Here is a 24,344-nt window from a genome sequence, read left to right on the forward strand (position 1 = left end):
CTCAGGCGACGGCGGAGGGCGCGGCGGTGAAGAGCGGGTGCAGCTCACGTGCCCGCTCCGGCGGCAGCAGGTCGCGGGCCGCGAGCCAGGCCGCCGCGCCCGCCGCGTCGCGTGCCGTCGCCACCTCCCGGTCCGCCAGCAGGGCGCACACCGCCTGCCGGACGGGCCCGTCGCTGGTCAGCACGCTCCCGGCCAGCACGACCGGCCCGGACACGTGGACGCGCCCCACCGTGGCCGCCAGGTGACCGGCCGCCTCGCGGACGATCTCGACGGCCATCGGGTCGCCCGCCGCGGCGGCCCGGCTCACCAGCGCCGACAGCGACGCCAGCCGCATGTGGCCGGCCTGCGCGAGCCGGACGATCCGGTCGGCGTCGGCGCGCGGCGTGGCGCCCCGCTGCGCGCCCAGGAAGTCCTCCAGGACGAGCTCCACCAGCGGCCCCTCGCGCGTGCCCCGGTCGAGGGCCGCGACCACCGCCTTGGCCGCGGCGCGGCCGATCCAGAAGCCGGAGCCCGCGTCGCCCAGCAGCCAGCCGAGCCCGTCGGCGATGGCCGCCAGCTCGTGGCCGGTGACGCGGGCGGCCACCGCGCCGGTGCCCGACAGCAGCAGCGAGCCCGACGGCTCGGGCGTGCCCGCCACGTACGCGATCACCACGTCGCCCGTCACCCGGGGCCCGGTGGCGACGCCGTGGCCGGCCCACACCTTGGCCAGCTCGGGGCCCAGCTCCGCGACCTGTCCGGCCACGCCCGCCTGGGAGGCCACCACCCGTGAGGGGTCCAGGCCGTCGAGCGCCCGCCCGAGGGCGTCGCCGATCGCCGCGACCGCCTTGCCGAGGCCGTGGGCGCTGGGGTTGCCGGCGCCGGCCCGGGCGTAGCCGGCGCGGGACCCGTCCAGAGCGTGCACCGCCACCCGGGTGGAGGTGGCGCCGGCGTCCACCCCGATCACGAACGAGTTCGTCACGGTCCGATTCTGGGTCTTGACGCGACCGGTAAGCAAGAATAATTTTCGCCAGAAGACCGAGTATTCGGAAGGAATATTCGTGACTTCAGGAGCCCTCGGGCGCGTCGAAACAGAACTGCCCGGTTTGCCGGAGGCGTTGCGCCGGGTCGGCGAGGTGATCCTCGGTGATCCCGCCGAGGCCGCCCGGTCGACGATCATCGCGCTCGCCGAACGGGCGGGCAGCTCGCCCGCCACCGTCACGCGGTTCTGCCGCGCGTTCGGCTTCTCCGGCTACGCCGAGCTGAGGGTGGCGCTGGCCACCGAGACCGGCCGGGCCGCGCAGGCGGGCTGGGGCGCGGGCGTGGGCCACGAGATCGGCCCGGACGACCCCCTCGACTCGGCCATCGAGGTCATGGCCGCCGCCGACGCCCGCCTCATCCAGGACACCGCCGCCCAGCTCGACTCCGAGACGGTCGCCCGGGTGGCCGACGCCGTCGTCGCCGCCTCACGCGTGCTGCTCGTCGGCGTCTCCACCAGCGGCAACGTCGCCACCATGCTCGAAGGCCGGCTGCGCCGCATCGGCATCCCGTGCTGGAGCGCGGGCGACGCGCACGTCGCGCTGTCGGACGCCGCGCTGCTGGGCGAGGGCGACCTCGCGCTCGGCATCAGCCACCGGGGCCGCACCCGGGAGGTGATGGAGGCGCTGGCCGAGGCCGGCAGCCACGGCGCGACGACGGTCGCCGTCACCTCCTTCGCCCGCTCGCCGCTGGCCGACCTGGCCGACCTGGTGCTCACGACGGCCAGCCGGGAGACCACGTTCCGGCTCGGCGGGCTCGCCGCCGTCCACTCGCAGCTGTTCGTGCTGGACGCCGTCTACGTGGCGGTCGCCCAGCGCACCTACGAGCGCACCAACGAGGCGTTCGAGCGGACCATCAGAGCCGTGGAGAGCCACCGGGTGGAGAGAGGCTGAATGACGTACGCGACCAAGGCCCTGGAGCTGGCGCAGCGGGTGGCCGAGACGCAGGCGGAGCCCGTGGGCCGGGCGGCGGGGCTGCTCGTCGCCGCGCTGCGGGCCGGCGGCGTGGTGAACGCCTTCGGCTCGGGGCACTCCGAGGCGATCGCCATGGAGATCGCCGGCCGGGCCGGCGGGCTGGTGCCCAGCAACCGGCTCTCACCGCGCGACCTCGTCCTGTACGGCGGGGAGCCGCCCGGCGTGCTGACCCCCGAGCTGGAGCGCGACCCCGCGATCGCCCGGCGGATCTACGACCTCGCCCCGGTGGCGCCGCAGGACGTGTTCGTGCTGATCTCCAGCTCGGGCGTCAACGGCACGGTGGTGGAGCTGGCCACGATCGTCAAGGACGGCGGCCACCCCCTGATCGCCATCACCTCGGTCGAGCACAGCACCCGGATGACCTCGCGCCACCCGTCCGGCCGCCGGCTGCTCGACCTGGCCGACGTCGTGCTCGACAACGGCTCCCCGTACGGGGACGCCGTCCTGGAGCTGCCGGGCGGCGGCACGTACGGGGCGGTCTCCACGATCACCTCGGCGCTGCTCGCGCAGATGGTCGTCACCGAGGCGGTGGAGCGGATGGCGGCGCTCGGAGAGGCTCCGCCCATCTACCTGTCGGTCAACGTGACCGGCGGCGACGAGCACAACAAGGCCCTGGAGAGCCGCTACGCGGGGCGCATCAGACGCGGAGCCTGAAAGTCAGGAGTACAGCAATCATGTCCAACACCCCCCAGAACATCACCCGGCGCCAGCTCCTCCGGAGCGCGGCGCTCGTCCCCGTGGCCGGCGCGCTCGCCGCCTGCGCCACCCCGGCGTCCAAGACGCCGGCCTCCTCGTCGGCGGCGCCGGTCGCGACCAGCGCCGCCAACCCGTTCGGCGTGGCGGCGAACAAGCCGCTGGAGGTCTGGATCTTCGACGGCGGCTTCGGCACCGCCTACGCCAAGGACATCCACCAGCCGCTGTACAAGAGCAAGTACCCGCAGGCGCAGATCAAGGTCGAGTCCACCAAGGAGATCACCAAGGTCCTGCAGCCCCGCTTCGCCGGCGGCAACCCGCCGGACGTCATCGACAACTCCGGCGCCAACGCCATGGACTTCGGCGCCCTCGCCCAGGACGGCCAGCTCCACGACCTGGGCCCGCTGCTCGACGCGCCGAGCTGGGACGACCCGAACACCAAGGTGCGCGACCTGCTGGACCCGGCCGTCGTCGAGATCGGCACCTACGACGGCACCTTCAGCGTGCTCGGCTACGTCAACTACATCTTCGGCATCTGGTACTCCCAGAAGGTCTTCCGTGACAAGGGCTGGCAGGTGCCGAAGACCTGGGACGAGTTCACCAAGCTCTGCGACACGATCAAGAAGTCCGGCGAGATGGCCCCGTTCACCTACGCCGGTAAGTTCCCGCAGTACCTCTACGAGCCGCTGCTGACCCTGGCCGCCAAGATCGGCGGGCCGGAGGTCCTCATCAACATCGACAACCTGGAGGACGGCGCCTGGACCAGCGAGCCGATGAAGCAGTCGGCCGCCGCCTGGGCGGAGATCGGCGCCAAGTACCTCATGGAGGGCACCGCCGGCCTCGACCACGTGCAGACCCAGACCGCGCAGAACAAGTACAAGGTGGCCATGCTGCCCTCCGGGTCGTGGCTGGAGAACGAGCAGAAGTCGACCACGCCCGCCGACTTCGAGTACGGCATGTTCCCGCTGCCCGACTTCACCGGCTCCGACAAGATGCCGTACGGGACCCTGCACACCTCGCCCGGCGAGAACTTCATCGTCCCTGCCAAGGGCGCCAACCCGCAGGGCGGCATCGAGTACCTGCGGGCCATGCTGTCGAAGAAGGCGGCCGGCGACTTCAGCGAGCTGGTGCGGACGGTCTCGGTCGTCAAGGGCGCGGGCGAGGGCCGGCAGCTGTCCCCGGGCGCGGCGAGCGCGTCCAAGGCCGTCACCGCCGCGGGCGCCAACACCGTCACCTACCGCTGGCAGACCTGGTACGCGCAGCTGAAGGACGAGGCCGTCGCCGCCACCGGCGAGCTCATGACCGGCGGTCTCACCCCCGACAAGTACCTGGAGCGCCTGCAGAAGAAGGCCGACGAGATCAAGGGCGACTCCTCGATCAAGAAGTTCAAGCGCTGATGGTGTTCCAGCGCTACCGCCGCGGGCTGTTCATCACCGCGTTCCTCGCGGCCCCGGTGACGCTCTACCTGGTGTACGTCATCTCCCCGTACATCCAGGCGTTCTACATCGCGATGACCGACTGGCGGGGCGTGAGCGCCACGCCGCGCTTCATCGGGTTCGAGAACTTCGCCCGGCTGTTCTCCGACGGGATCTTCTGGAAGGCGGTGCGGCACAACGCGGCGCTGCTCGTGCTGCTGCCGCTGCTGACGATCGTCATCGCGCTGTTCTTCGCCTTCCTGCTCAACGTGGGCGGGGGCAGCGGCGGCCTGAGCGGGATCAGGGGGTCGAAGCTCTACCGGGTGATCTTCTTCTTCCCGCAGGTGCTGGCCGTGGCTGTGGTGGCGGTGCTGTTCCAGCAGGTGTTCCGGCCGGACGGCAGCGGCATGCTGAACGGGCCGCTGATGGCGCTCGGGACCAAGCCGGTCGGGTTCCTGTCCAACCCGGACGTCGCCTTCTGGTCGGTGCTCGGCGTCATGGTCTGGCAGGCCGTCGGGTTCTACGTGGTGCTCTTCTCCGCCGGGCTGGCCTCGATCCCGCGCGACATGTTCGAGGCGGCCCAGATCGACGGGGCCGGGCGGGGGAGCCTGTTCTTCCGCATCACGCTGCCGCTGCTGTGGGACACCGTCCAGGTGGCGTGGGTGTACCTGGGCATCCTGGCGCTGGACGTGTTCGCGGTCGTGTGGGTGATGACGGACCAGCACGGCGGGCCGGACTTCTCCACCACGGTCATGGCGGCCGAGATCTACCGCAACGCGTTCTCGTACTTCCGCTTCGGCTACGCCTCCGCGCTCGGCGTCGTGATGTTCTTCTTCACCGTCGGCTTCGCGATCATCTCGCTGCGCCTGTCGAGGCGCGAACGAATCGAGTACTGATGACAACGATGACCTCGGGGACGGTCACCACCTCGCGCCGGGAGGCGCGGCGGGAGCGCCGGCGACAGCTCGGGCCGCTGAGCGTGCTGTCGCACGTGGCGCTGCTGGTGTGGACCGTGCTGGTCGTGGTGCCGATCCTGTGGACGTTCCTCGCCTCGGTCAAGAGCGAGGACGAGATCTTCGGCGACGCCTGGTCGCTGCCGGCGACCCTGCGATGGGACAACTTCGCCCGCGCCTGGGACCAGGCGCACATCGGGCAGTACACGCTCAACAGCGTCATCGTGGTGTCGTTCAGTACGTTCGGCACCATGCTGGTCGGGTCCATGGCGGCCTACGTGCTGGCCCGCTACTCCTTCCGCGGCAACCGGGCCTTCTACCTGCTGTTCGTCTCCGGGCTGGCCTTTCCCGTGTACCTGGCGCTGACCCCGCTGTTCTTCGTGGTGCAGAACATGGGCAACGTGCCGGTGCTCGGGCCGTTCATCGGGCTCAACACCCACGCCGGGCTGGTGCTCGTCTACATCGCGTACTCGATGCCGTTCACCGTGTTCTTCCTGGCGGCCTTCTTCCGGACGCTGCCGACGGCGGTCGGGGAGGCGGCCATGGTGGACGGCGCCTCGCACACCCGCGTGTTCTTCCAGATCATGCTGCCCATGGCCAGGCCCGGCATCGTCAGCGTCACCATCTTCAACGTCCTCGGCCAGTGGAACCAGTACCAGCTCCCGCTGGTGCTGCTCCAGGAGCGCGACAAGTGGGTGCTCACCCAGGGCATCGCCGACATCTCCACCGCCGCGGGCTACGACCAGGACTGGTCGGCGCTGTTCGCCGCCCTGACCCTGGCCATCCTGCCCATGCTGGTCGTCTACACGATCTTCCAGCGGCAGATCCAGGCCGGGCTGACCGCCGGGGCGCTGAAGTGACCGTGTGACAGGACTCGCGGGGACCCTCGCCTGCCGGGCGCGGCGGCCCTAGGCTGCGGGTGTGATCGCCGACATCCGCGCGCTGCTGGCCCGCCATCTGCCCGGCCACGAGGTCCGCTCCATCGTCCGGCTCGGCGAGGGCCTGGACAACGTCGTGTACGAGGTCGACGGCGAGCTGATCGTCCGGGGGGCCAAGGTCGCCGACGGCGACGCCACCCGGCGCGAGGCCGCGCTGCTCGCCGCCGTGCGCGCCATCTCCCCGCTGCCGGTGCCCGAGGTCGTCTTCAGCGACCCGGAGGCCGCCGTCATCGCCTACCGCAAGCTGCCCGGCCGGCCGCTCAACCTGAGCCCGGTGCCCGACCCGGGCCGGCTGGCCGAGCCCCTGGGAGCCTTCCTCAGCGCCCTGCACGCCGCCCCGGCCGACGGGCTGGCCGAGCTCGCCCCGCCCGACCACTACCCAGCGCCGACGCTGCTCCAGGACGCCGGCCAGGACTACCGCGACGTGGAGTCGCACGTGCCGGAGGAGCATCGCCCGCTGGTGGAGGCGTTCCTGCGCGCCCCGGTGCCCGCCGAGACGGACACCGTGCGCTTCTGCCACAACGACCTCGGCACCGAGCACCTGCTCGCCGACCCGGAGACGGGCCTGCTGACGGGCGTCATCGACTGGACCGACGCGGCGCTGACCGACCCGGCCCACGACTTCGCCCGGATCTACCGCGACCTCGGCCCGGAGATGTTCGAGGCGACCGCGGCCCACTACGACGGCGGCCTCGGCGAGGACGACCGGGCCAGGGTCCGTTTCTACGCGCGGTGCGCCCTCATCGAGGACCTGGCCTACGGCCTGAGCACGGGCCCCCGGCACTACGCGGACGCGGCCCTCGCCCATCTGGTCCGCACCTTCAGCTGAGGCTGAGCTCCGCGCGCAGGCGGCGCGTGGCGTCCACCACGTTCGCCAGCGCCGCCTCGACCTGCTCGTACGTGCGCGTCTTCAGCCCGCAGTCCGGGTTCACCCAGAGCCGCCCGGCCGGCAGCGCCTTCAGCGCCTCGCGCAGCAGCCGCTCGACCTCCTCGGCGCCCGGCACCCGCGGCGAGTGGATGTCGTACACCCCGGGCCCGAGCCCGCGCCCGAACCCGCCGACCGCGCCGAGGATGCGCCCGCCCGACCGGGCCGACTCCACCGTGGTGACGTCCGCGTCCAGGCCGTCGATCGCGGTGAGGATCTGGTCGGCGTCCGAGTAGCACAGGTGCGTGTGGATCTGCGTGGCCTCGCCGGCGCCCGAGGTGGCCCGGCGGTACGCGGCGACGGCCCACTCCAGGTAGTCCGCCCGGGAGGCGCGCCGCAGCGGCAGCAGCTCCCGCAGCGCCGGCTCGTCCACCTGGATGACCGGCACCCCGGCCGCCTCCAGGTCCCGCACCTCCTGCCGGATCGCCTCCGCCACCTGGAACACCACGTCGCGCAGCGGCAGGTCGTCCCGGACGAACGACCAGGCCACGATCGTGACGGGGCCCGTGAGCATGCCCTTGACCGGCCGGTCCGTCAGCGACTGCGCGTGGCGGGCCCAACGGACCGTGATGGGCGCCGGCCGGCCGACGTCGCCGTGCAGGATCGGGGGCCTCGTGCAGCGGGAGCCGTACGACTGGACCCAGCCCTCGCGGGTGACCGCGAAGCCGTCCAGGTGCTCGGCGAAGTACTGCACCATGTCGTTGCGCTCCGGCTCCCCGTGGACGAGGACGTCGAGGCCGAGCCGCTCCTGGGTCCGGACGGCCCGCTCGATCTCCGCCTCGACCCGCCGCTCGTACTCCTCCTGCGGCAGCGTCCCCGCCGCGACGGCGGCGCGGGCGGCTCGCAGCTCGCCGGTCTGCGGGAACGACCCGATCGTCGTGATCGGCAGCGCCGGCAGCCCCAGCCGCTCGGCCTGCGCGGCGGCCCGCACGGAGTACGGCGCCCGCTCGCCGGCCGGGACGGGCACGGCCAGCGGCACCGACGGCGCGGCCGGGGCCGGGCCGTCCCAGGCCGAGCGCGCCAGCTCGACCACCTCGGCGACCTTCTGCTCGGCGAACGCCAGCCGCGCCCGCAGCGCCGGGTCCAGGCCGGTCTCGGCCTCCACGTCGTACGGCACGTGCAGCAGCGAGCAGGACGTGCCGACCACCACGTGGGCGGCGTGCTCGCGGACCGTCCGCAGCGCGTGCGCCGCCCGCTCCGGCGAGGTGCGCCACACGTCGCGCCCGGACACCACGCCCGCCACCACGGTCTTGCCGGCCAGCGCAGCGACGCCGGCCAGGCCGTCGCGCACCAGCTGCCCGCGCACCAGGTCCAGGCCGAGCGCCTCCACCGGGGTGGCCGCCAGCACCGGCAGCGCCTCGCCCAGGTCGCCGAAGGGGGCGGCGACGAGCAGTCCGGGCCGCCCCGCGACGGCTCCCAGCCGCTCGTACGCCTCCCGTACCGCGGCCAGCTCGGCGGCCCCGAGGTCGGTCACCAGCGCGGGCTCGTCGAGCTGGACCCACGCCACCCCCTCGGCGGCCAGCCGCGTCAGCAGCTCCTCGTAGCAGGCCAGCACGTCGCCGAGCCGGTCCAGCGCCGCCGCGCCCCGCTCCGACAGCAGCAGGAACGTCACCGGGCCCACCACCACGGGCCGGGTCTCCAGGCCCAGCGCCCGCGCCTCCCGCACCTCGCCGAGCGGCTTGGCGGCGTCCAGCGCGAAGACGGTGTCCGGGCCCACCTCCGGCACGATGTAGTGGTAGTTGGTGTCGAACCACTTCGTCATCCGCAGCGGCGCCAGCCCGTCCGTGCCGCGGGCCATGGCGAAGTAGGGGTCCTCCGCGTCCAGGTACCTCGTCGGCACCGCCCCCAGCAGCACCGCCGTGTCGAGCACGTGGTCGTAGAGGGAGAAGGTGTTGGACGGCAGCGCCTCCAGCCCCAGCTCGGCGAGGCGGCGCCAGGTCCGCTCGCGCAGCTCGGCGCCGACGCGGTCCAGCTCCTCACGGGTCGAGCGGCCGTCCCAGTACGCCTCCAGCGCGCGCTTCAGCTCCCGGCGCGGGCCGATGCGGGGATAACCCAGCACGGTGGATCGGGGAAAGGCGGGCGGCACGGACATGTCTGCTCCCTGCGTCGTCGTGGCGTGATCAATGCCGGGAATCGTGCCCGCTGCCCCCCGATGGGTGCACCATGGATTCGTGACGCTTATGCTCCGTGAGATCCAGTGCTTCGCCCGGGTGGCGGACCGGCTCAGCTTCTCGGGGGCCGCCGCCGACCTCGGCATGTCTCAGCCGGCCATGAGCCAGGCGATCACCCGGCTGGAGCGCGCGGCGGGCGTCCGCCTCTTCGAGCGCAGCGCCCGGGCCGTGCGGCTCACGGCGGAGGGCAGGGCGCTGCTGCCGTACGCGGAGCAGGTGCTGGAGGCGGCGTCGGCGTTCTCGGCGGAGGCGGCGCGACTGGCCAGGCCGTCCATTCACCTCGCTTATCCACCGCTCATCGGCTCGCTGGCCGCCCGCGTCGCCCGGAGGCTGGCCGCGCGCACCCCGCCCATCGGCGTGGAACTGCGCGTCGCCGGCCGCGCCGAGGCGTCCGCGGCTCTGGCCGGGGGAGAGGTGTCGGCCGCGGTGCTCGCCATCCCGGCGCCCGCGCAGTTCGTCACCGGGGCCCGCTTCCACGTCTCCGTGGACCATGTGGCGGTCCCCGCCGGGCATCCCCTCGCCGCGCGTCCCCGCGTCATGCCCCAGGACCTGGCCGGCCGCACGGTGCTGGCGCCGGGCGGGCGGCCGTGGCCGGGGCTGCAGGGCCGGCCGCGGGCGGTGCCCGGCGACGACTTCGCCGCGGCGCTCGACCTGGTCGCGGCCGGCGCGGGGCTGCTGCCCGCGCCGCAGCTCCTGGTGCGGGCGGTGCGCCGCGACGACGTGACGTTCGTCCCGCTGGTGGCGGGCGACCTGCGGATCACCTACGGGCTGGCCTGGTCGCGGGAGCGGGTCACGCCCGAGCTGATGGCGCTCGTGCAGGCCGTGCAGGACGCCCTGTGGACGCGCTGACGCCCCCCGGTCCGGAGGGCGTCAGGCGACCGGCAGGTTCTTCAGCGCCTCGCGGCGGCTGAGGCCGCTGATGCCCTTGGCGCGTACGTAGCGGACGACCTCGTCCGGGTTGGTCTTGGCGTACTCGCGCAGCGCCCACCCGATCGCCTTGCGGGCGAAGAAGTCGTTGTCGGACAGGCTCGGCTCGATGCAGGCGTAGAGCAGGGCGGTGTCGGTGCGGTGCTTGAACCGGTTCTGGCACAGGATGGCCGTGCGCCGCTTCCACAGGTCGTCGGCGTGCGCCCACTCCAGCACCAGGGGCCGCATCGCGCCGGGGAACGCGGCCAGCAGCCCGCCCATCCGGTGCGTGGCCAGCTCGTCGACCAGGTCCCACCAGGCGCCGCTGACGATCATCTCCTCGTACATCGGCACCGTGTAGAGCGTCTGGAACTCGCGGTAGTGCGCGTGGCCGGTCAGCTCGATCGCCGCGTAGCGCTCCTCGCGGTACTCGGCCTCGCGCCACAGCGCGAGCACGGCGTGCCGCCACTCCGGCGCGGTGGCCATGCGGTGACCGGCGAAGACGCGCTTGAGCGCGGCCCGCCGCGGCGCCGCCTGGACGCCGAGGAACGGCATCGCGGACTTCATGTACGCCTGCATGAGCGGGGCCTTGGCGGGCTCGGCCGCCTCCCGCAGCGCCGCGCGCACCGCGGCCCGGACCGTCTCGGGAGCGCTCATCCCTGCTGGCTGCTGCGCTCGCCGGTGGCCAGGCCGTCGAAGAGCACCATGATGTAGTGCTCGGCCAGCCCCGTCGTGTTGAGCCGCCCGCCGGGACGGAACCAGCGCACCGCCACCCAGATCGTGTCGCGGATCATCCGGTAGGTCAGCTTGGGATCCACGTCGGCGCGGAACTGCCCGGCCGCCTGGCCGGCCTTGATCTGCGCCACCCACATCTGCTCGACCTCGTCCTCGGCCTTGACGAGGTAGTTGAACCGCTCGAACTGGCGCAGGTAGTTCCAGTCGTTCTGCATGACGGTGATCGCGGCACGGTGCGGCTCCAGCGTGCCGAAGCCGATGCGCACCATCTCCGACAGCACCGTGCGCGGGTCGGAGCCCGATTCGAGGGCGGCGCGGTAGCGGGCGATGAGGTCGTCGAGGAAGGTGGACAGCACCTCGTCGACGATCGTCTCCTTGGAGTCGAAGTGGTGGTAGAGACTTCCGGAGAGAATGCCCGCCTCTGTGGCGATCTCTCGTACGGTCGTGGCCTGGAAACCCTTGCGTGCGAAGATCTCCGCCGCGAGCTTGACCAGGTGGTCGCGGCGCTCGGAGGCCGACCCCGAGGACGTCGCGCGCTGGCGCTTGGCGGGAGCGGCCGTGGTGGAGCTGGAGCTCTTACGCGTTGTCACGCTCTCCATTATGGGCCCTGGGACAATCGCTTGTTCACGGAAGTGTGCCTGCTCATCCGGCGTTCCCGATGCGACCAAGCGCTTGCTACGATGCAGGGGTGAACGAGGCCTACATCGTCGGCGCGGTCAGGACCCCGGTCGGGCGCAGGAACGGCGGCCTGGCCCGCGCCCACCCCGCCGACCTCGGCGCCCACGTGCTGAAGGAGCTGATGGCGCGCACCGGCGCCGACCCGGCCGCGGTGGAGGACGTGGTCTTCGGCTGCGTGGACACCATCGGGCCGCAGGCCGGCGACGTCGCCCGTACCTGCTGGCTGGCCGCCGGGCTGCCCGAGGAGGTGCCGGGCGTCACGGTCGACCGCCAGTGCGGCTCCTCGCAGCAGGCCCTGCACTTCGCCGCGCAGGCCGTCCTGTCCGGCACCGCCGACCTCGTGGTGGCGGGCGGCGTGCAGAACATGAGCATGGTCCCCATCTCCTCCGCGATGCTCGCGGGCGTGCCGCTCGGCCACGCCACGCCCTTCTCCGGCTCCAAGGGCTGGAGCGAGCGGTACGGCGCGCGGGAGGTGTCGCAGTTCGCCGGGGCCGAGCAGATCGCCGCCGCGTGGGACGTCTCACGGGAGGAGATGGAGGCGTACGCCTACGCCTCGCACCGGCGGGCGATCGCCGCCGCCGACGAGGGCCGCTTCGCCCGGGAGATCGCCCCGTACGAGGGCGTCGCCGCCGACGAGGGGCCGCGCCGCGACACCAGCCCGGAGCGGATGGCCGCGCTGAAGACCCTCGTGGACGGCGGCCGGCTCACCGCCGCGCTCGCCTCGCAGATCTCCGACGGCGCCGCCGCCCTGCTCGTCGCCTCGGAGCGGGCCGTGCGGGAGCACGGGCTGACGCCGCGCGCCCGCGTCCACCACCTGTCGGTGCGCGCCGCCGATCCCGTCATGATGCTGTCCGCGCCGATCCCCGCCACCGCGTACGCGCTGCGCAGGGCCGGGATGGCGATCGGGGACATGGACGTCGTGGAGATCAACGAGGCGTTCGCCTCGGTCGTGCTGGCCTGGGTCAAGGAGACCGGCGCCGACCCGGCCCGCGTCAACCCCAACGGCGGCGCCATCGCGCTCGGCCATCCGCTCGGCGCGACCGGCGCCGTGCTGGCCGTCAAGCTGCTGCACGAGCTGGAGCGCACCGGCGGCAGGTACGGCCTGCAGACCATGTGCGAGGGAGGGGGCCAGGCCAACGTCACCATCCTGGAGCGACTCTGACGGCTCTCCCACGGCCGAAAATGCCACTAGCAAATAGGAAACTTTCCTATTAGATTGCGGGTCATGCCCATCAGCGCTGACCTGCTACGCCTGGCCGACGCCGTCGTCATGCCGGGATTCGAGGGGACGACCCCTCCCGACTGGCTCCGCCGCAGGCTTGCCCAGGGGCTGGGCGGCGTGGTGCTGTTCTCCCGCAACATCGCCGGCCCGGACCAGGTCGCCGCTCTGACCGCCGCCCTGCGCGCCGAGAACCCCTTGGCGCTCGTCGGCACCGACGAGGAGTCGGGCGAGGTGACCAGGCTGGAGGTGGGCACCGGCAGCAGCCGCCCCGGCGGCTACGCGCTCGGCGTCGTGGACGACGTGGCGCTGACCGAGGCCCTCGCCCGCGACCTGGGCGCCCAGCTCACCGCGGCCGGCGTCACCATCGACTTCGCCCCGTCTGCCGACGTCAACTCCAACCCCGACAACCCGGTCATCGGGCTGCGGTCGTTCGGCGCCGACCCCGCGCTCGTCGCCAGGCACGCCCGCGCGTTCGTCCGCGGGCTCCAGTCCACCGGGGTGGCCGCGTGCGCCAAGCACTTCCCCGGCCACGGCGACACCTCCGTCGACTCCCACCACGGCGTGCCGGTCGTGGCGGTCGGCGGGATCGAGGACGCGCTGCGCCCCTTCCGCGAGGTCATCGCCGAGGGGGTCAAGGCGGTCATGACCGGGCACCTGCTCGTCCCGTCGTTCGACGGCGGGCTGCCCGCCACGCTCAGCCCCAAGATCCTCACCGGGCTGCTCCGTGAGGAGCTGGGCTTCGACGGGATGATCGTCACCGACGGCATCGAGATGACCGCCGTCTCGGGGGCGTACGGCATCGGCGGCGCGGCGGCCCGCGCCGTCGCGGCCGGCGCCGACGCGATCTGCGTCGGCGGCGAGCACGCCGACGAGGCCACCGCCACCGGGGTGCGCGACGCCATCGCCACCGCCGTCACCGAAGGCGTGCTGCCCGAGGAGCGCCTGGCCGACGCCGCTCGCAGGGTCCGCGAGCTGGGCGCCTGGGCCGCCTCCCCGGGCAGCGCCACCACCCCGCCGTCACCCTCGCTCGACGGGCACGCCGGGCTGGCCGCCGCCCGCCGGGCCGTCCGGGTCACCCGCAGGTCCGCGGAGCCCGTGCTGCCGCTCACCGCCGCGCCCCTGGTGGTCGAGCTCGCCCCCGAGATGAACCTGGCCATCGACAAGGCCACCCCCTGGGGCGTGGGGGAGCCGCTGGCCCGCCTGCTGCCCGGCACCGACGTGGCCCGGCTCGCCGCGGCGCAGGCCACCGGCCCGGCCCTGGAGGACCTGCTGCGCGGGGCCGCCGGGCGGCCGCTGGTCGTGGTCGTCCGCGACGCGCACCGCCACGCCTGGCAGGCCCAGGCGCTGCGCCACCTGCTCAGCGGCCGTCCCGACGCCGTGGTGGTCGAGATGGGCCTGCCCCAGCGCTCCGACCTCGGCGCCGTCCACATCGCCACGTACGGCTCGGCGATGGTCTGCGGCCGGGCCGCGGCCGAGGTGATCACCGGTAGGCTCTGACGCCATGGACGTCGAAGGCGAGGACCTGTCCCACTCCGCGCTGACCGAGCGGCTCGCCCCCGGAGAGGTCCACGTCTTCCGCGGCTGCGACCTGACCGCCGCCGACCTGCGCGGCGCGGACCTCGGCGGCGCGCGCTTCGAGTCGTGCGTGCTGGAGGCGGCCGACTTCCGCAAGGCCGACCTCGACGGGGCCGTCTTCAGCGGGGGCGGCGGGATGGGTGTGCGCTTCGACGACGCCGACCTCGTCGACGCCTCCTTCACCGACGTCGACCTGGCCTCCGCCCGGTTCGGCGGGGCGCTGCTGAGCGACGTCACGTTCACCGGGTGCCGCATGATCGGCGCGTCGCTGACCGCCTCGCGCGGCACCGGGTTCAAGGTCGGCAAGTCCAACCTCACCATGGCCAACCTGGGCGGCTGCTCCCTGCGCGGCGAGCTCATCGAGGGCGTGCGCTTCGACGACGCCGACCTGTCGGGCTGCGACTTCACCGGGGCGACGTTCAGCGACAGCCGGCTGCGCGGCGCCAAGCTGCTGAAAACGGTCTTCGCCAAGGCCGACCTGCGCGGCGCCGACCTGGGCGAGCCCGACGACGCCAAGCTCCGGGCGCTCGCGGGCGCGATCGTCAACCCGGCGCAGGCGGCCGTCATCCTGGCCGCCCGTGGCATCACCGTGATCTGAACCCCCGGACGGTCATCGGGCGGCCCGCGCCAGGTCGACGACGATCTGCGTGCCGTCGCCGCCCCGGAGATCCGTCTCAGGGTCCGGGCATGCGCCTGAGGACTGCTTCCGCCTCCGCCATGATCCGCCCGATCAGCTCCTCGCACGAGGGCAGGTCGCCGATCACGCCCACCACCTGGCCCGAGGCCATCACCCCGAGGTCGCCGCGCCCGTCCACCATGGCCGCCCGCAGCAGCACCGGCGTGTTCGCCGCCTGGAGCACCTGCGCCCAGGTCAGGTCGCGGCCGTGCCGCATGCGCCGCCCCTCCCGGATCATCGCGGCCCACGGCAGCCCGGACAGCCTCCTGAACCGCGCCGCGTTGACCACCGCGCGCAGCAGCCGCGAGCGCTCCAGCGACTCCACGAACGGCGTGCGCAGCACCCGGTGCGGCACGCCGTCCACCTTGGTGGTGACGAGCGTGTCGGCCGCCTCCAGGTAGAGCCGCTTGACCTGGTCCGGCACCGGGGAGTCGCCGGTCAGCAGGAACCGCGTCCCCATGGCGATCCCGCACGCCCCGTACGCCAGCGCCGCCACCAGCCCGCGCCCGTCGAAGAAGCCCCCGGCGGCCACCACCGGGATGTCCACGGCGTCCACCACCTGCGGCAGCAGCAGTGTGGTGGCCAGCGGACCGGTGTGCCCGCCGCCCTCGCCCCCCTGCACGATCACCGCGTCGGCGCCCCAGGCGGCCACCTTCTCCGCGTGCCGCCGCGCCCCCACCGAGGGCATCGTGACCACGCCCGCGTCCTTCAGCCGGGCGATCAGCTCCCTGCGCGGCGCGAGCGCGAACGAGGCCACCCGCACCCCCTCGCGGATCATCACCTCGACCCGCTCGGCGGCGTCGTCGGCGTCGGAGCGGATGTTCACGCCGAACGGGGCGTCGGTGCGCTCCTTGACGGCCCGGACCGCCGCGGTCATCTCGGCCACCGACATCGTGGCCGCCGCGATGATCCCCAGGCCGCCCGCGCGGGAGGTGGCCGCGGCCAGCCGGGCGCCCGCCACGTACCCCATGCCGGTCTGCACGATCGGATGGCGGCAGCCGACGAGGTCGGTCAGCGCGGTCCTCACCTGGCGGCACCCGTGCGCGGCTCCGGAACCTCGCGGTGGCGCAGCCCGCGCGGGTCCAGCACCTCGTCCAGCAGCCCCAGCTCCTCGCCGGTCGGCTCCCTGGTCTCGGGCACGCCGGCGGGCACGTCCAGCTCGAACCCCGTGGCCGCCACCACCTCCCGCACACTCACCCCGGGATGCGTGGAGACCAGCCGCATCGTGCCGCCCGGCCCGCCGAAGTCCAGCACGGCCAGGTCCGTCACCACCCGGCGCAGCTCGTACGCGCCCCTGTCGGTGCCGACGCCGCTGACCACGTCCACCTCCGGCACGAACACCCGGGGGGAGTGGCGCGGGATCCAGTAGCTCGTCGGGTCGCAGCGCGTGTTGCCCGGAGCGCCGCGCACGCCGAGCAGCTGCGCCTTCGGCAGGCTCCAGTCGCCGATGCAGGAGATGTTCGAGTTGCCGTGCCGGTCGATCTGGCTCGCGCCCAGCATCACGTGCCGCCGCCCGTTCAGCACCAGCCACAGGTGGTCGCGGAACGGCAGCCACCCCTCGACCACCTCCGGCGCCTCGCCCAGCGCGGGCACGTCGCCGGTGAGCAGGCAGACGCCGTCGTGCGTCAGCAGGTCCGGCTCGAACGTCAGCCGCGCCAGGCGCGCCCCCAGCACCGTGACGGCCCCGCCGATGCCGGCCGCGAGGATCTCGCCGTCGCCCCTGAACGCCTCGGCGCACGCCACCACGCACACATCAGCCCTGCTCGCCACGGGTGTACTCCTCCCAGGGGGTCTCCACGTAGCGCCGCTGCGCCTCCTCGTCGCGCCCGTAGTCGGGCTCGCACGCGGTGAAGCCCGCCCCGCCCGGCGCCTCCACCACCCCGGTCACCATCGACCTGCTGACCAGCAGCGACTGCACCGGTCCCTCCTTCAGCAGGTCCGCGGTGTCCACCAGCCGCTCGCACGACACGTAGGCGCTCGTCGCCGCCTTGACGTACAGGTCGTCGAAGTACGGATCCGGGCCGAGGTACTGGGCGTTGCCGCGCCGGTCGGCCCGGTTCAGGTGGACCAGCGCGGCGTCCAGGGTGAGCGCGGGCACGGCCACCAGCTCCTCCCCGTCGCCGTGCTCGTCGTCGTAAGGGGATCGGATGGTCCGCAGGTGCGGGTTGACCCGCATCACGTCCGAGCCCAGCCCCGCCCGGGTCGGCAGGAACGGCAGCCGGTGTGCCGCCGCCAGCAGCCCGAACATGAACATGCCCTCGTCGTACTCGGTGAACGCGACGGACCCGCTCTGACGGGCCCTGCGGAAGTGGGGTTCGAGCGGGACGGAGTCGAGCGTCACGAACGGGGCGACGACCCTGCGCGCCTTGCCCGCGGCGCACAGCATGCCCACGTCCGGCCCGCCGTACGAGACGATCGTGAGGTCGCGCAGCGGGGAGCGGAGCAGGCCGCGGACCAGGGCCATCGGCTTGCGCCGCGACCCCCACCCGCCGATCCCGATCGTCATCCCGCTCTCCAGCCGGCCGACGACCTCCTCGACGCTCATGACCTTGCTTGTGACCGCGCCGCCGCTCATGAGCCCTCCATGAAGCGCTGGCGGTGCTCGTCACCCTTGCCGACGAGGTTCAGCTCGAACGTGAAGCCCTGCTCGAACCGGTAGCTCCGCCTGACGTCCACGGGGTCGATGCCGTTCAGCGACTCCTTCGCCAGCCGGATCACGTACGGGTCCTTGGCGGCGATCCGCCCGGCCACCTCCAGCGCGGCCTCCCGCAGCGCCTCGCGCGGCACCACGTCCAGCACCGAGCCGAACGACAGCAGCTCGGCGGCCGTCACGTTGCGGCACGTGTAGACCATGGCCCGCATGAGGTGCGGCGGGACGAGCCGGGACAGGTGCGTCGCCGCCCCGAGCGCCCCGCGGTCCACCTCGGGCAGCCCGAAGTAGGCGTCGTCGGAGGCCACGACGACGTCCGCGTTGCCGGCCAGCCCGATGCCGCCGCCCAGGCAGAACCCGTGGACCGCGGCCACCACCGGCACGGCGCAGTCGTAGACGGCGGCGAAGGCGGCGTGGCAGCCCCGGTTCGCCCCGACGAGCGCCCGATGGCCGTCGGCGGACTGCATCTCCTTGATGTCCACGCCCGCGTTGAACCCGCGCCCCTCGGCGCGCAGCACCACGACCCGGGTCGCGGGATCCTGCCCCGCCTGCTGGAGGGCGTCCGCCAGGTCGTGCCAGTGCCGGACGGCGAGGGCGTTGACCGGTGGGACCTCCATGACGACCTCGGCGATCGGGCCGGCGCGCAGCGTGATTCCCATCCCGCTCCCAGGGTGTGTACGCTTGCTTTGTCCTAGCGCTTGCTTGGTACGGTAGCACTCGTGACGGTGACTTACGACTACGCGGGCAAGGTCGTCCTCGTGACGGGAGGGACCAAGGGGATCGGCGCCGGCATCGCCCGCGCGTTCCTGGAGGCGGGCGCCACGGTCGTGACGTGCGCCCGCACCCCGCCGCCCTCCTTCGGCCGGGCGGCCGGCGGCGCCGCGGGCGGGGTGCGGTTCGTGCGGGCCGACGTCCGCGACCCGGACGACGTCGCCCGCCTCGTCTCCGGGCTCGACCGGCTGGACGTCGTCGTCAACAACGCGGGCGGCCCCCCGTACGCGCCGCTGGACGGCACCTCGCCCCGCCTGCACGCCCGGGTCGTCGAGCTCAACCTGACGGCGCCGCTGCTGGTGTCGCAGCAGGCGTACCCGCCGCTCAAGGCGTCGGGCGGGGCCATCATCATGATCGGCAGCGCGAGCGGCACCCGCCCCTCACCCGGCACCTCCGCGTACGGGGCCGCCAAGGCCGGCCTGCACCACCTGGCGCGCTGCCTGGCGGCGGAGTGGGCGCCGGAAGTGCGGGTCAACTCGGTGGTGGTGGGACTCGCCGCGACGGAGAGCGCGGAGGAGCACTACGCGGGCGGGCAGGAGGCCGTGGCCGCCACGGTCCCGGCGGGCCGCATGGCCACACCGGAGGACGTGGCCCGGGTGTGTCTGTGGCTCGGCAGCCCGGGGTACGTCACGGGCGCGGAGATCCACGTCCACGGAGGCGGTGAGATCCCGGCCTGGCGCCACGCCCCCTCCGCCGGAGCCCCGTCGGAATCCTGACCCTCCCGGCCACACCCGCGCTCCGGCCGCCGCCGGGGTCCGTGGCCCCGTTTCTCCGCTTGCCGGTCAGCGGAGGGCGGAGCGGGCCGCAGGGGAGAGACGGAAGCGCTGCGGCGCTCCCGCGACCTGTCCTTCCAGCAGGGCCGCCTCCATCTCCAGTGCCTCGTGGGCCTTGCCCGCGTCCTCCTCCCGCTCGAACCGGGCGAACCACACGAAGACGTTCTCACCGGTCCGGACGGGCAGCGCCGGATAGGTGTTGACCGCGTGCTCGGTCTCGAAGCACGCGATCGGCGGCATCCCGGCCCCGGCAAGGGCGGGCGAGACCCGCTCGGCGAAGAACGCGGGGAATCCCGCGACGCCCTCCGGCACGTGGTGCACGGTGGCGACGTAGACAGACGTGGGAAGTCCGGACTCGGGAAGCGCGCCGGACCCGGTAAGGCCGGCCGGTCCGGCGAGCGGGAAAGCCGTGCCCGGGAACGGATCGTCCGCCGGGAACGTGGAGCTGTCTCCGGCAGCCAGTCCTGTCGGAACGGGATGCAGGAGCAACACGTCGTCGGAGTCGATCATCGTGGCGTTGGCCGCCGTGCGATGGGCCTTCCAGACGGGGCCGCCGTAGAAGGCGGCCAAGGCCACCCGACGAGCCTCCATATCCGGAAATTTCCGCATCCAGCAGAAGATGTCCGGCGCGTCCAGGTCCCGGAAGTGCCCCGCCAGGCCGATGCCCGCCGCCTCCTGTGACTCGACGAACTCTCGCTCGAACAGCTCGATCAGCGTGTCGCGCCGTCCGGGGTGCAGGGTGTAGCGCCGCAGTTCGTAGATCATGCGGGCGACGTTAACCCCGAGTCGCTGACACCCTCCGTCAGTGAACCCCCGCGACACCCGAGCAAAATTCTGATCACGCTATGCTATGGATCAGTAACGCTACGTTATAGGATCGGTCGCAGCCTGACCGCCCGCCCACTCACCGGCGAAGGAGCCGAACCATAGTGATCAAGAGCCTGAGCGTCGTCTGCGTCACGGGGGTGACCGCCGCACTCACCTTGCTGGCCACTCCCGCGAGCGCCGACACCTGGACGGACAACTGGAGTCGCAACACCGGCTCCTCGCAGTCCGGCAACACCTTCGGTGACGTCGGCGCGGCCAACCAGGGCTGGGGCCGCTCCACCAACGTCAACAACGTCAACGGCATCGCTACGACGGCGACCAACGGCAGCACCGTCATCACCTACGTCTTCTACTGAGCCGGCCTGGCCCGTCCCGGATCCGACCCCATCCCGCCCGGCCGCGTCCCCATCCGCCACGCTGCCTGCCGCTCCCTTCCCGGCAGGCCGCTCGGCGCCTGCCGCTCCCTCCCGGGCAGGAGCAGTCCACCGCGCGCACTCCCGACGGGGGCGCACGCTCCGACGGGTGGTGACACGTGTCGCGGGTCGCTCGTCTCGACGAGTCGCCACCCGTCTCGGTGTGATGCGCGTACCGGCGGGCCGTCACGCGCGCCGGTGCGGTCCCCCTCCGGGCCCTTCACCCCGCACCGGGCCACCCCACACCGGTTCCCTCACCCCTGAACCCTCCGACTCCCGACCCCCCGAACCCCCGACCCCCCGAACCTTGAAGGAGATCCCCATGAAGAAGCTCTGCGCCACCGGAGTGGTCGTTGCCGCCGTCGGCACCGCCTTCGCCGCGGTCGCCGGTCCGGCCGCCGTCCCCGCGTTCGCGGACACCGCCATCTCCGACTCCAGCTCCAACCGCGAGTCCTCCCAGTCCGGCAACATGTTCGGGAACATCGTGGCCCAGAACCGGGGCACCGGCTCCTCCACCAACGTCACCTCGGTGAACGCCAACACCGCCACCGCCGCCCGCCGCAGCGGCGCGGCCGTGAGCAACCGCGTCGACTAGGAGCTGTTCCCTGATCGGGTGGTCACCGGTGCGCGCCCCAGGCACCCGGTCGGCACCGTGGCACCCGGCTCTCCATGACGCGACCTGCGGTGGGCACTGCGGGAAACCAGAGAGGTGCGGCGGCGGGGCGGCTCCCAGGGGACGTCAGGCGGTGAGCCGTGGCGAGGCGGACACCCGTCCGTGACGACCCCGGGAGGTGGACCCCGCCGCCCCGGACCTGCCGGGAGCGGGTCGTAGCATCGTCGCCGTGACTACCTGTGCCTATGTGACATTTGACGACAAAGACGGCCACGACGACGAGCGCGACATCGTGCTGGCCGCCTGGCGGGAGGAGGGCATCGACGGGCGTGTAGAGCGCTGGGACGACCCCGCGGCCGACTGGGCCGCCTACGACGCCGTCGTGGTGCGGTCCGTGTGGGACTACGTCGGCCGCCGGGACGAGTTCCTGGACTGGGCCCGGCGGGTCGAGAGCCACTCGAGGCTGCTCAATCCCGCCTCCGTGCTGGCCGGCAACACCGACAAGACCTACCTCCGCGACCTCGGGCTCCCCGTCGTGCCCACGCACTGGTCGTCGGAGGGCCTGCCCGAGTGGGACGAGTACGTCGTCAAGCCCGCGATCTCGTCGGGCGCACGCGACACGATCCGGACCACCGGCCGCGCCGAGGCCGTCGCGCACGCCGCGTGGCTGGAGGCGTCCGGCCGCACGCCCATGGTGCAGCCCTACCTCGACATGGTCGAGACCGAGGGCGAGACCTCGCTGCTGTACTTCAACCGCCGCTTCAGCCACGCCGTCCGCCGCACTCCCATGCTCTCCCCGGGGAAGTCGGGCGCCGACCACGTGCGGGCAGAGCTCCGCGCACCAGCCCCGGACCAGGTCGAGCTCGCCGAGAAGGTGCTTGCCATCATCCCGCAAGCCCTTCTGTACGCGCGGATCGACCTGGTCCGGCTGCCCGACGGGACGCCGGTGGTGATCGAGCTGGAGCTCACCGAGCCGTACCTGTTCCTGCGCTACGAGCCGCGGGCACCCCGCAACCTGGCCAGGGCGCTGCGCGAGCTGCTCTAGGCGGTCACACCCCGGGGAGGCGGCCGTTGCGGAAGAGGTCGACGAAGGTCTGGTGGTCGGCCCGCGCCTGGATCCCGTACCGGTGCGCGAAGTCCACCAGCATGCCGATGAAGCCGGGCCGGTCGCCGTCCACCACCGCCACGATCGACTCCTCGGTGGAGTAGTCCACCAGGTCGTGGCTGGACTCGTCGTCGGCCACGGCGTGCATGCGCGCCACCGCCCGCCCGAGATCCCGCATGATCGAGTCCAGCTCGGCCGGCTCGTTGACGTCGTCCCAGTCGAGGTCGGCCGAGTACGGCGAGACCTCGGCCACGAGCTGCCCCACGCCGCCGAGCGTGGTGTAGCCGAGCCACGGGTCCGCGTACGCCTGCAGCGCCCGCTGCGACTCGGCGGTCCGGTGCCCCTGGTGCAGGAAGTAGCCGGTCACCTTCTCGTCGGTGATGTACCTGGCCACGGCCGGCACCTGCGCCTGCTTCATGTAGAGGATGACGTCGTTCTCCAGCGCCTGCGAGCGGCCCTCCAGCAGCATGTTGTACGAGGGCAGCCCGGCCGAGCCGATGCCCACGCCCTTGCGCAGCGCCACGTCCTTGATGACGTGCTCGACGGAGGTGGTCTGCTCGGGCAGCGTGGTCAGGTAGTCCTCGAACGCGGCCAGCACGGCCGCCCGGGTCTCGGGCCCGACGGCCTCCCGCCCCTCCATGATCGCGAAGCGCCGGTCGTAGTCGTCGATGACGGTCTCGACGTCGAGCATCGCCACCCGCGTCCGCAGCCGCGCCGTCTGGAGCACCCGGTGCAGCACCCCGGTGGTGGTGCCGAGCGTCAGCGACCCGATCGCGTCGTCGCCGCCGTGCGCGATGGCGGTCAGCTCGTCCAGGTAGGCGGTGCCGAAGCCGCTCACGAGCGAGCTGATCACCTCGTCGGACAGCGCCTTGGCGTACCCGATGAGCGCCACGCTGGCGGCGAAACGCTTGAGGTCCCAGGTGTACGGCCCGACGTACGCCTCGTCGAAGTCGTTGACGTTGAAGACGAGCACGCCGGAGGCGTTCATGTAGGTGCCGAAGTTCTCGGCGTGCAGGTCGCCGTGGATCCACACCCGGCTGGTGGGCTCGTCGAGGAAGGCGTCGTCGGCGAACTCGCCGGTGAGGTCGGCGTAGAACAGGCTCGCGCTGCCCCGGTAGAAGGCGAACGGCGAGGCGGCCATCTTGCGGAACTTGCGCCGGAACGCGGCCGGTTCGCGCTTGATCGACTCACCGAACTCGGCCACGAGAACGTCGAGCAGGAAGGAGGAGCGGGTAGCCATACACGGGACAGTAGGACGTGGCCGCCCCTTCCGCCTAGATTGTCATGAAGATGTCGTGGCCGGTCAGGAGGCTGGTTCGAGCCCGGGGCGGCGCGCGGCGGGCAGCCTCCGCAGCCCCGCGACCATCAGCGACACGACCATCACCGCGAGCAGCGCGCCCTGTGTGACGCTCGTCGTCCACACGGGTTCGTTGTACTCCCGGGGCAGGCCCAACGGCAGCCGGGACGCCATCAGCAGCGTCCCGCCCATCGCGAGGGCGAGCAGCACGGACGGTGACCGGTGGCGGGCGAGGGCGACGGCGCCGGTCACGAGCAGGGCCACGATCGCGAGCCCGTCGGGATAGATCCAGAGCGACAGCCACACGATCGGGTCGGCGGCCGGCGGGAAAGCGACGACAGGCAGGACCACCAGCGGCGCCGCGAGGGCCGGCGGCAGGACGGCGGCGCCCCACGGGCGGCGGACCGGCGGCGCGTCGCGGTGGAAGCCCACCAGCAGCGCGAGGAGGGTCGCCACGACCGTCAGGGCGGAGGCCGCCTGCGGCCACCCCATGAGGTCGATCGGCAGGCCGGTGAGGAGCGCGAGGAGGGACGTCGCGCCGCCCGCCAGTGCCGCAGCCTTCGCCGGCCGGACGTGACCCCGCATGAGGACGGCGTACGCGGCGAACCAGGAGCAGTCCACCACGGCGAGGACGACGCGGCTCCAGGGGGCGGGGCCGGGGGCGTCGAGCACGGCGGCGAGGCCGATCGACAGGAGGGAGTAGAGGCTGAGCAGCGCCTGGTAGCCCAGGCCCAGCAGCGCCAGGAGCCGGACGGCCTCGCCCCAGGCGACGAACCGGGGACCGGCGCCCGCTCCGCCGAGCCGGACCCGCACCGCCAGCGCGACCACGCTGGCGACCTCGTCCCAGCGCGGGCGCGGGTTGCGCTCGTCCGGCACCTCGCCGGACATCTCCATGAACGCCGCCACCATCTCGTCCTCCCGCTCCACCCGGTAGGAGGCGGGCAGGATCCGCAGGACGGAGCGGTAGCGCTGCTCCAGCAGCACCGGGTCGGGCTCGGTCACGCGCCACCTCCAGCGGC

Annotated in this window: 25 protein-coding genes; 14 read left to right on the forward strand and 11 right to left on the reverse strand. The window is 73.1% G+C overall.

What is annotated here, in order from left to right:
* Position 1: 1 nt before the first annotated feature.
* Entirely contained in the window at positions 2-958 is a 957-nt protein-coding gene (locus MTP10_RS38720; RefSeq protein ID WP_310716498.1) for a BadF/BadG/BcrA/BcrD ATPase family protein, read from the reverse strand.
* Positions 959-1,037: 79 nt separating this feature from the next.
* Between MTP10_RS38720 and MTP10_RS38725 the strand changes: the two genes are divergently transcribed.
* The 6 genes from MTP10_RS38725 to MTP10_RS38750 all read left to right on the forward strand — a co-directional run bounded on the left by MTP10_RS38725 (position 1,038) and on the right by MTP10_RS38750 (position 6,816).
* Positions 1,038-1,907, forward strand: a complete 870-nt coding sequence (locus MTP10_RS38725; protein WP_310716500.1) for a MurR/RpiR family transcriptional regulator — start codon at positions 1,038-1,040, stop codon at positions 1,905-1,907.
* Positions 1,908-2,642, forward strand: coding sequence for an SIS domain-containing protein (locus MTP10_RS38730; protein WP_310716502.1), 735 nt, complete (start codon positions 1,908-1,910; stop codon positions 2,640-2,642). It begins immediately after the preceding gene.
* A 20-nt stretch (positions 2,643-2,662) separates the two neighbouring features.
* On the forward strand, positions 2,663-4,078 hold the full coding sequence (gene ngcE, locus MTP10_RS38735) for an N-acetylglucosamine/diacetylchitobiose ABC transporter substrate-binding protein (protein WP_310716504.1): 1,416 nt from the start codon (positions 2,663-2,665) through the stop codon (positions 4,076-4,078).
* Positions 4,078-4,992, forward strand: a complete 915-nt coding sequence (locus tag MTP10_RS38740) for a sugar ABC transporter permease (RefSeq protein WP_310716505.1) — start codon at positions 4,078-4,080, stop codon at positions 4,990-4,992. Before ngcE ends, MTP10_RS38740 begins: the two co-directional genes overlap by 1 nt.
* Positions 4,992-5,909 (forward strand): carbohydrate ABC transporter permease, encoded by a 918-nt coding sequence (locus tag MTP10_RS38745; RefSeq protein WP_310716506.1) that lies wholly within the window; start codon positions 4,992-4,994, stop codon positions 5,907-5,909. Before MTP10_RS38740 ends, MTP10_RS38745 begins: the two co-directional genes overlap by 1 nt.
* Before the next feature lie 61 nt (positions 5,910-5,970).
* Positions 5,971-6,816, forward strand: coding sequence for an aminoglycoside phosphotransferase family protein (locus MTP10_RS38750; RefSeq protein ID WP_310716509.1), 846 nt, complete (start codon positions 5,971-5,973; stop codon positions 6,814-6,816).
* On the opposite strand, the gene metE is transcribed toward MTP10_RS38750, so the two are convergent.
* A complete protein-coding gene (gene metE / locus MTP10_RS38755) occupies positions 6,809-9,004 on the reverse strand; it encodes a 5-methyltetrahydropteroyltriglutamate--homocysteine S-methyltransferase (RefSeq protein ID WP_310716511.1) in 2,196 nt (731 codons plus the stop codon). The genes MTP10_RS38750 and metE overlap by 8 nt on opposite strands.
* 88 nt (positions 9,005-9,092) lie before the next feature.
* Between metE and MTP10_RS38760 the strand changes: the two genes are divergently transcribed.
* Entirely contained in the window at positions 9,093-9,932 is an 840-nt protein-coding gene (locus MTP10_RS38760) for a LysR family transcriptional regulator (RefSeq protein ID WP_310716567.1), read from the forward strand.
* Positions 9,933-9,953: 21 nt separating this feature from the next.
* Here MTP10_RS38760 and MTP10_RS38765 read toward each other — a convergent pair whose 3' ends face one another.
* Both MTP10_RS38765 and MTP10_RS38770 read right to left on the reverse strand, forming a co-directional pair.
* The gene (locus MTP10_RS38765; protein ID WP_310716513.1) at positions 9,954-10,646 is read right to left on the reverse strand and encodes a DNA alkylation repair protein; all 693 of its coding nucleotides are present in this window, start codon (positions 10,644-10,646) and stop codon (positions 9,954-9,956) included.
* On the reverse strand, positions 10,643-11,323 hold the full coding sequence (locus tag MTP10_RS38770) for a TetR/AcrR family transcriptional regulator (protein WP_397203532.1): 681 nt from the start codon (positions 11,321-11,323) through the stop codon (positions 10,643-10,645). The genes MTP10_RS38765 and MTP10_RS38770 overlap by 4 nt, the downstream gene beginning before the upstream one ends.
* Positions 11,324-11,412: 89 nt before the next feature.
* Here MTP10_RS38770 and MTP10_RS38775 point away from each other — a divergent pair, with 89 nt between their 5' ends.
* The 3 genes from MTP10_RS38775 (at position 11,413) to MTP10_RS38785 (ending at position 14,797) form a co-directional block, all read left to right on the forward strand.
* A complete protein-coding gene (locus MTP10_RS38775) occupies positions 11,413-12,564 on the forward strand; it encodes an acetyl-CoA C-acetyltransferase (RefSeq protein WP_310716517.1) in 1,152 nt (383 codons plus the stop codon).
* A gap of 63 nt (positions 12,565-12,627) precedes the next feature.
* Complete coding sequence (locus MTP10_RS38780; RefSeq protein ID WP_310716519.1) at positions 12,628-14,121, forward strand: glycoside hydrolase family 3 N-terminal domain-containing protein; 1,494 nt, start codon at positions 12,628-12,630, stop codon at positions 14,119-14,121.
* A gap of 4 nt (positions 14,122-14,125) precedes the next feature.
* Entirely contained in the window at positions 14,126-14,797 is a 672-nt protein-coding gene (locus MTP10_RS38785; RefSeq protein WP_310716521.1) for a pentapeptide repeat-containing protein, read from the forward strand.
* Between the two features lie 76 nt (positions 14,798-14,873).
* On the opposite strand, the gene MTP10_RS38790 is transcribed toward MTP10_RS38785, so the two are convergent.
* The 4 genes from MTP10_RS38790 to MTP10_RS38805 are packed head-to-tail and all read right to left on the reverse strand — an operon-like array spanning position 14,874 to position 18,184.
* Entirely contained in the window at positions 14,874-15,902 is a 1,029-nt protein-coding gene (locus MTP10_RS38790; RefSeq protein ID WP_310716523.1) for a nitronate monooxygenase, read from the reverse strand.
* Positions 15,899-16,645: a CoA-transferase gene (locus MTP10_RS38795; RefSeq protein WP_310716525.1), complete on the reverse strand. Its 747-nt coding sequence runs from the start codon at positions 16,643-16,645 to the stop codon at positions 15,899-15,901. The genes MTP10_RS38790 and MTP10_RS38795 overlap by 4 nt, the downstream gene beginning before the upstream one ends.
* The gene (locus MTP10_RS38800) at positions 16,629-17,420 is read right to left on the reverse strand and encodes a CoA-transferase (protein WP_310716569.1); all 792 of its coding nucleotides are present in this window, start codon (positions 17,418-17,420) and stop codon (positions 16,629-16,631) included. The genes MTP10_RS38795 and MTP10_RS38800 overlap by 17 nt, the downstream gene beginning before the upstream one ends.
* A 26-nt stretch (positions 17,421-17,446) precedes the next feature.
* Positions 17,447-18,184 (reverse strand): enoyl-CoA hydratase family protein, encoded by a 738-nt coding sequence (locus tag MTP10_RS38805; protein WP_310716526.1) that lies wholly within the window; start codon positions 18,182-18,184, stop codon positions 17,447-17,449.
* 60 nt (positions 18,185-18,244) lie between these two features.
* On the opposite strand from MTP10_RS38805, the gene MTP10_RS38810 reads away from it, so the two are divergent.
* On the forward strand, positions 18,245-19,012 hold the full coding sequence (locus tag MTP10_RS38810; protein WP_310716527.1) for an SDR family oxidoreductase: 768 nt from the start codon (positions 18,245-18,247) through the stop codon (positions 19,010-19,012).
* Positions 19,013-19,078: 66 nt separating this feature from the next.
* Here MTP10_RS38810 and MTP10_RS38815 read toward each other — a convergent pair whose 3' ends face one another.
* Positions 19,079-19,834, reverse strand: coding sequence for an NIPSNAP family protein (locus tag MTP10_RS38815; RefSeq protein WP_310716529.1), 756 nt, complete (start codon positions 19,832-19,834; stop codon positions 19,079-19,081).
* Positions 19,835-19,998: 164 nt separating this feature from the next.
* Here MTP10_RS38815 and MTP10_RS38820 point away from each other — a divergent pair, with 164 nt between their 5' ends.
* The 3 genes from MTP10_RS38820 to MTP10_RS38830 all read left to right on the forward strand — a co-directional run bounded on the left by MTP10_RS38820 (position 19,999) and on the right by MTP10_RS38830 (position 21,968).
* Positions 19,999-20,253, forward strand: coding sequence for a hypothetical protein (locus MTP10_RS38820; RefSeq protein ID WP_310716531.1), 255 nt, complete (start codon positions 19,999-20,001; stop codon positions 20,251-20,253).
* A gap of 379 nt (positions 20,254-20,632) precedes the next feature.
* The gene (locus MTP10_RS38825; RefSeq protein WP_310716534.1) at positions 20,633-20,905 is read left to right on the forward strand and encodes a hypothetical protein; all 273 of its coding nucleotides are present in this window, start codon (positions 20,633-20,635) and stop codon (positions 20,903-20,905) included.
* A gap of 265 nt (positions 20,906-21,170) precedes the next feature.
* The gene (locus MTP10_RS38830) at positions 21,171-21,968 is read left to right on the forward strand and encodes a hypothetical protein (RefSeq protein ID WP_310716536.1); all 798 of its coding nucleotides are present in this window, start codon (positions 21,171-21,173) and stop codon (positions 21,966-21,968) included.
* Between the two features lie 4 nt (positions 21,969-21,972).
* On the opposite strand, the gene MTP10_RS38835 is transcribed toward MTP10_RS38830, so the two are convergent.
* Both MTP10_RS38835 and MTP10_RS38840 read right to left on the reverse strand, forming a co-directional pair.
* A complete protein-coding gene (locus MTP10_RS38835) occupies positions 21,973-23,268 on the reverse strand; it encodes a DUF2252 domain-containing protein (RefSeq protein WP_310716539.1) in 1,296 nt (431 codons plus the stop codon).
* A 63-nt stretch (positions 23,269-23,331) separates the two neighbouring features.
* Positions 23,332-24,327 (reverse strand): hypothetical protein, encoded by a 996-nt coding sequence (locus tag MTP10_RS38840; protein ID WP_310716540.1) that lies wholly within the window; start codon positions 24,325-24,327, stop codon positions 23,332-23,334.
* Between the last annotated feature and the right edge of the window lie 17 nt (positions 24,328-24,344).

It is taken from the genome of Nonomuraea sp. 3-1Str, from assembly GCF_031570565.1.
Taxonomy (GTDB): domain Bacteria; phylum Actinomycetota; class Actinomycetes; order Streptosporangiales; family Streptosporangiaceae; genus Nonomuraea.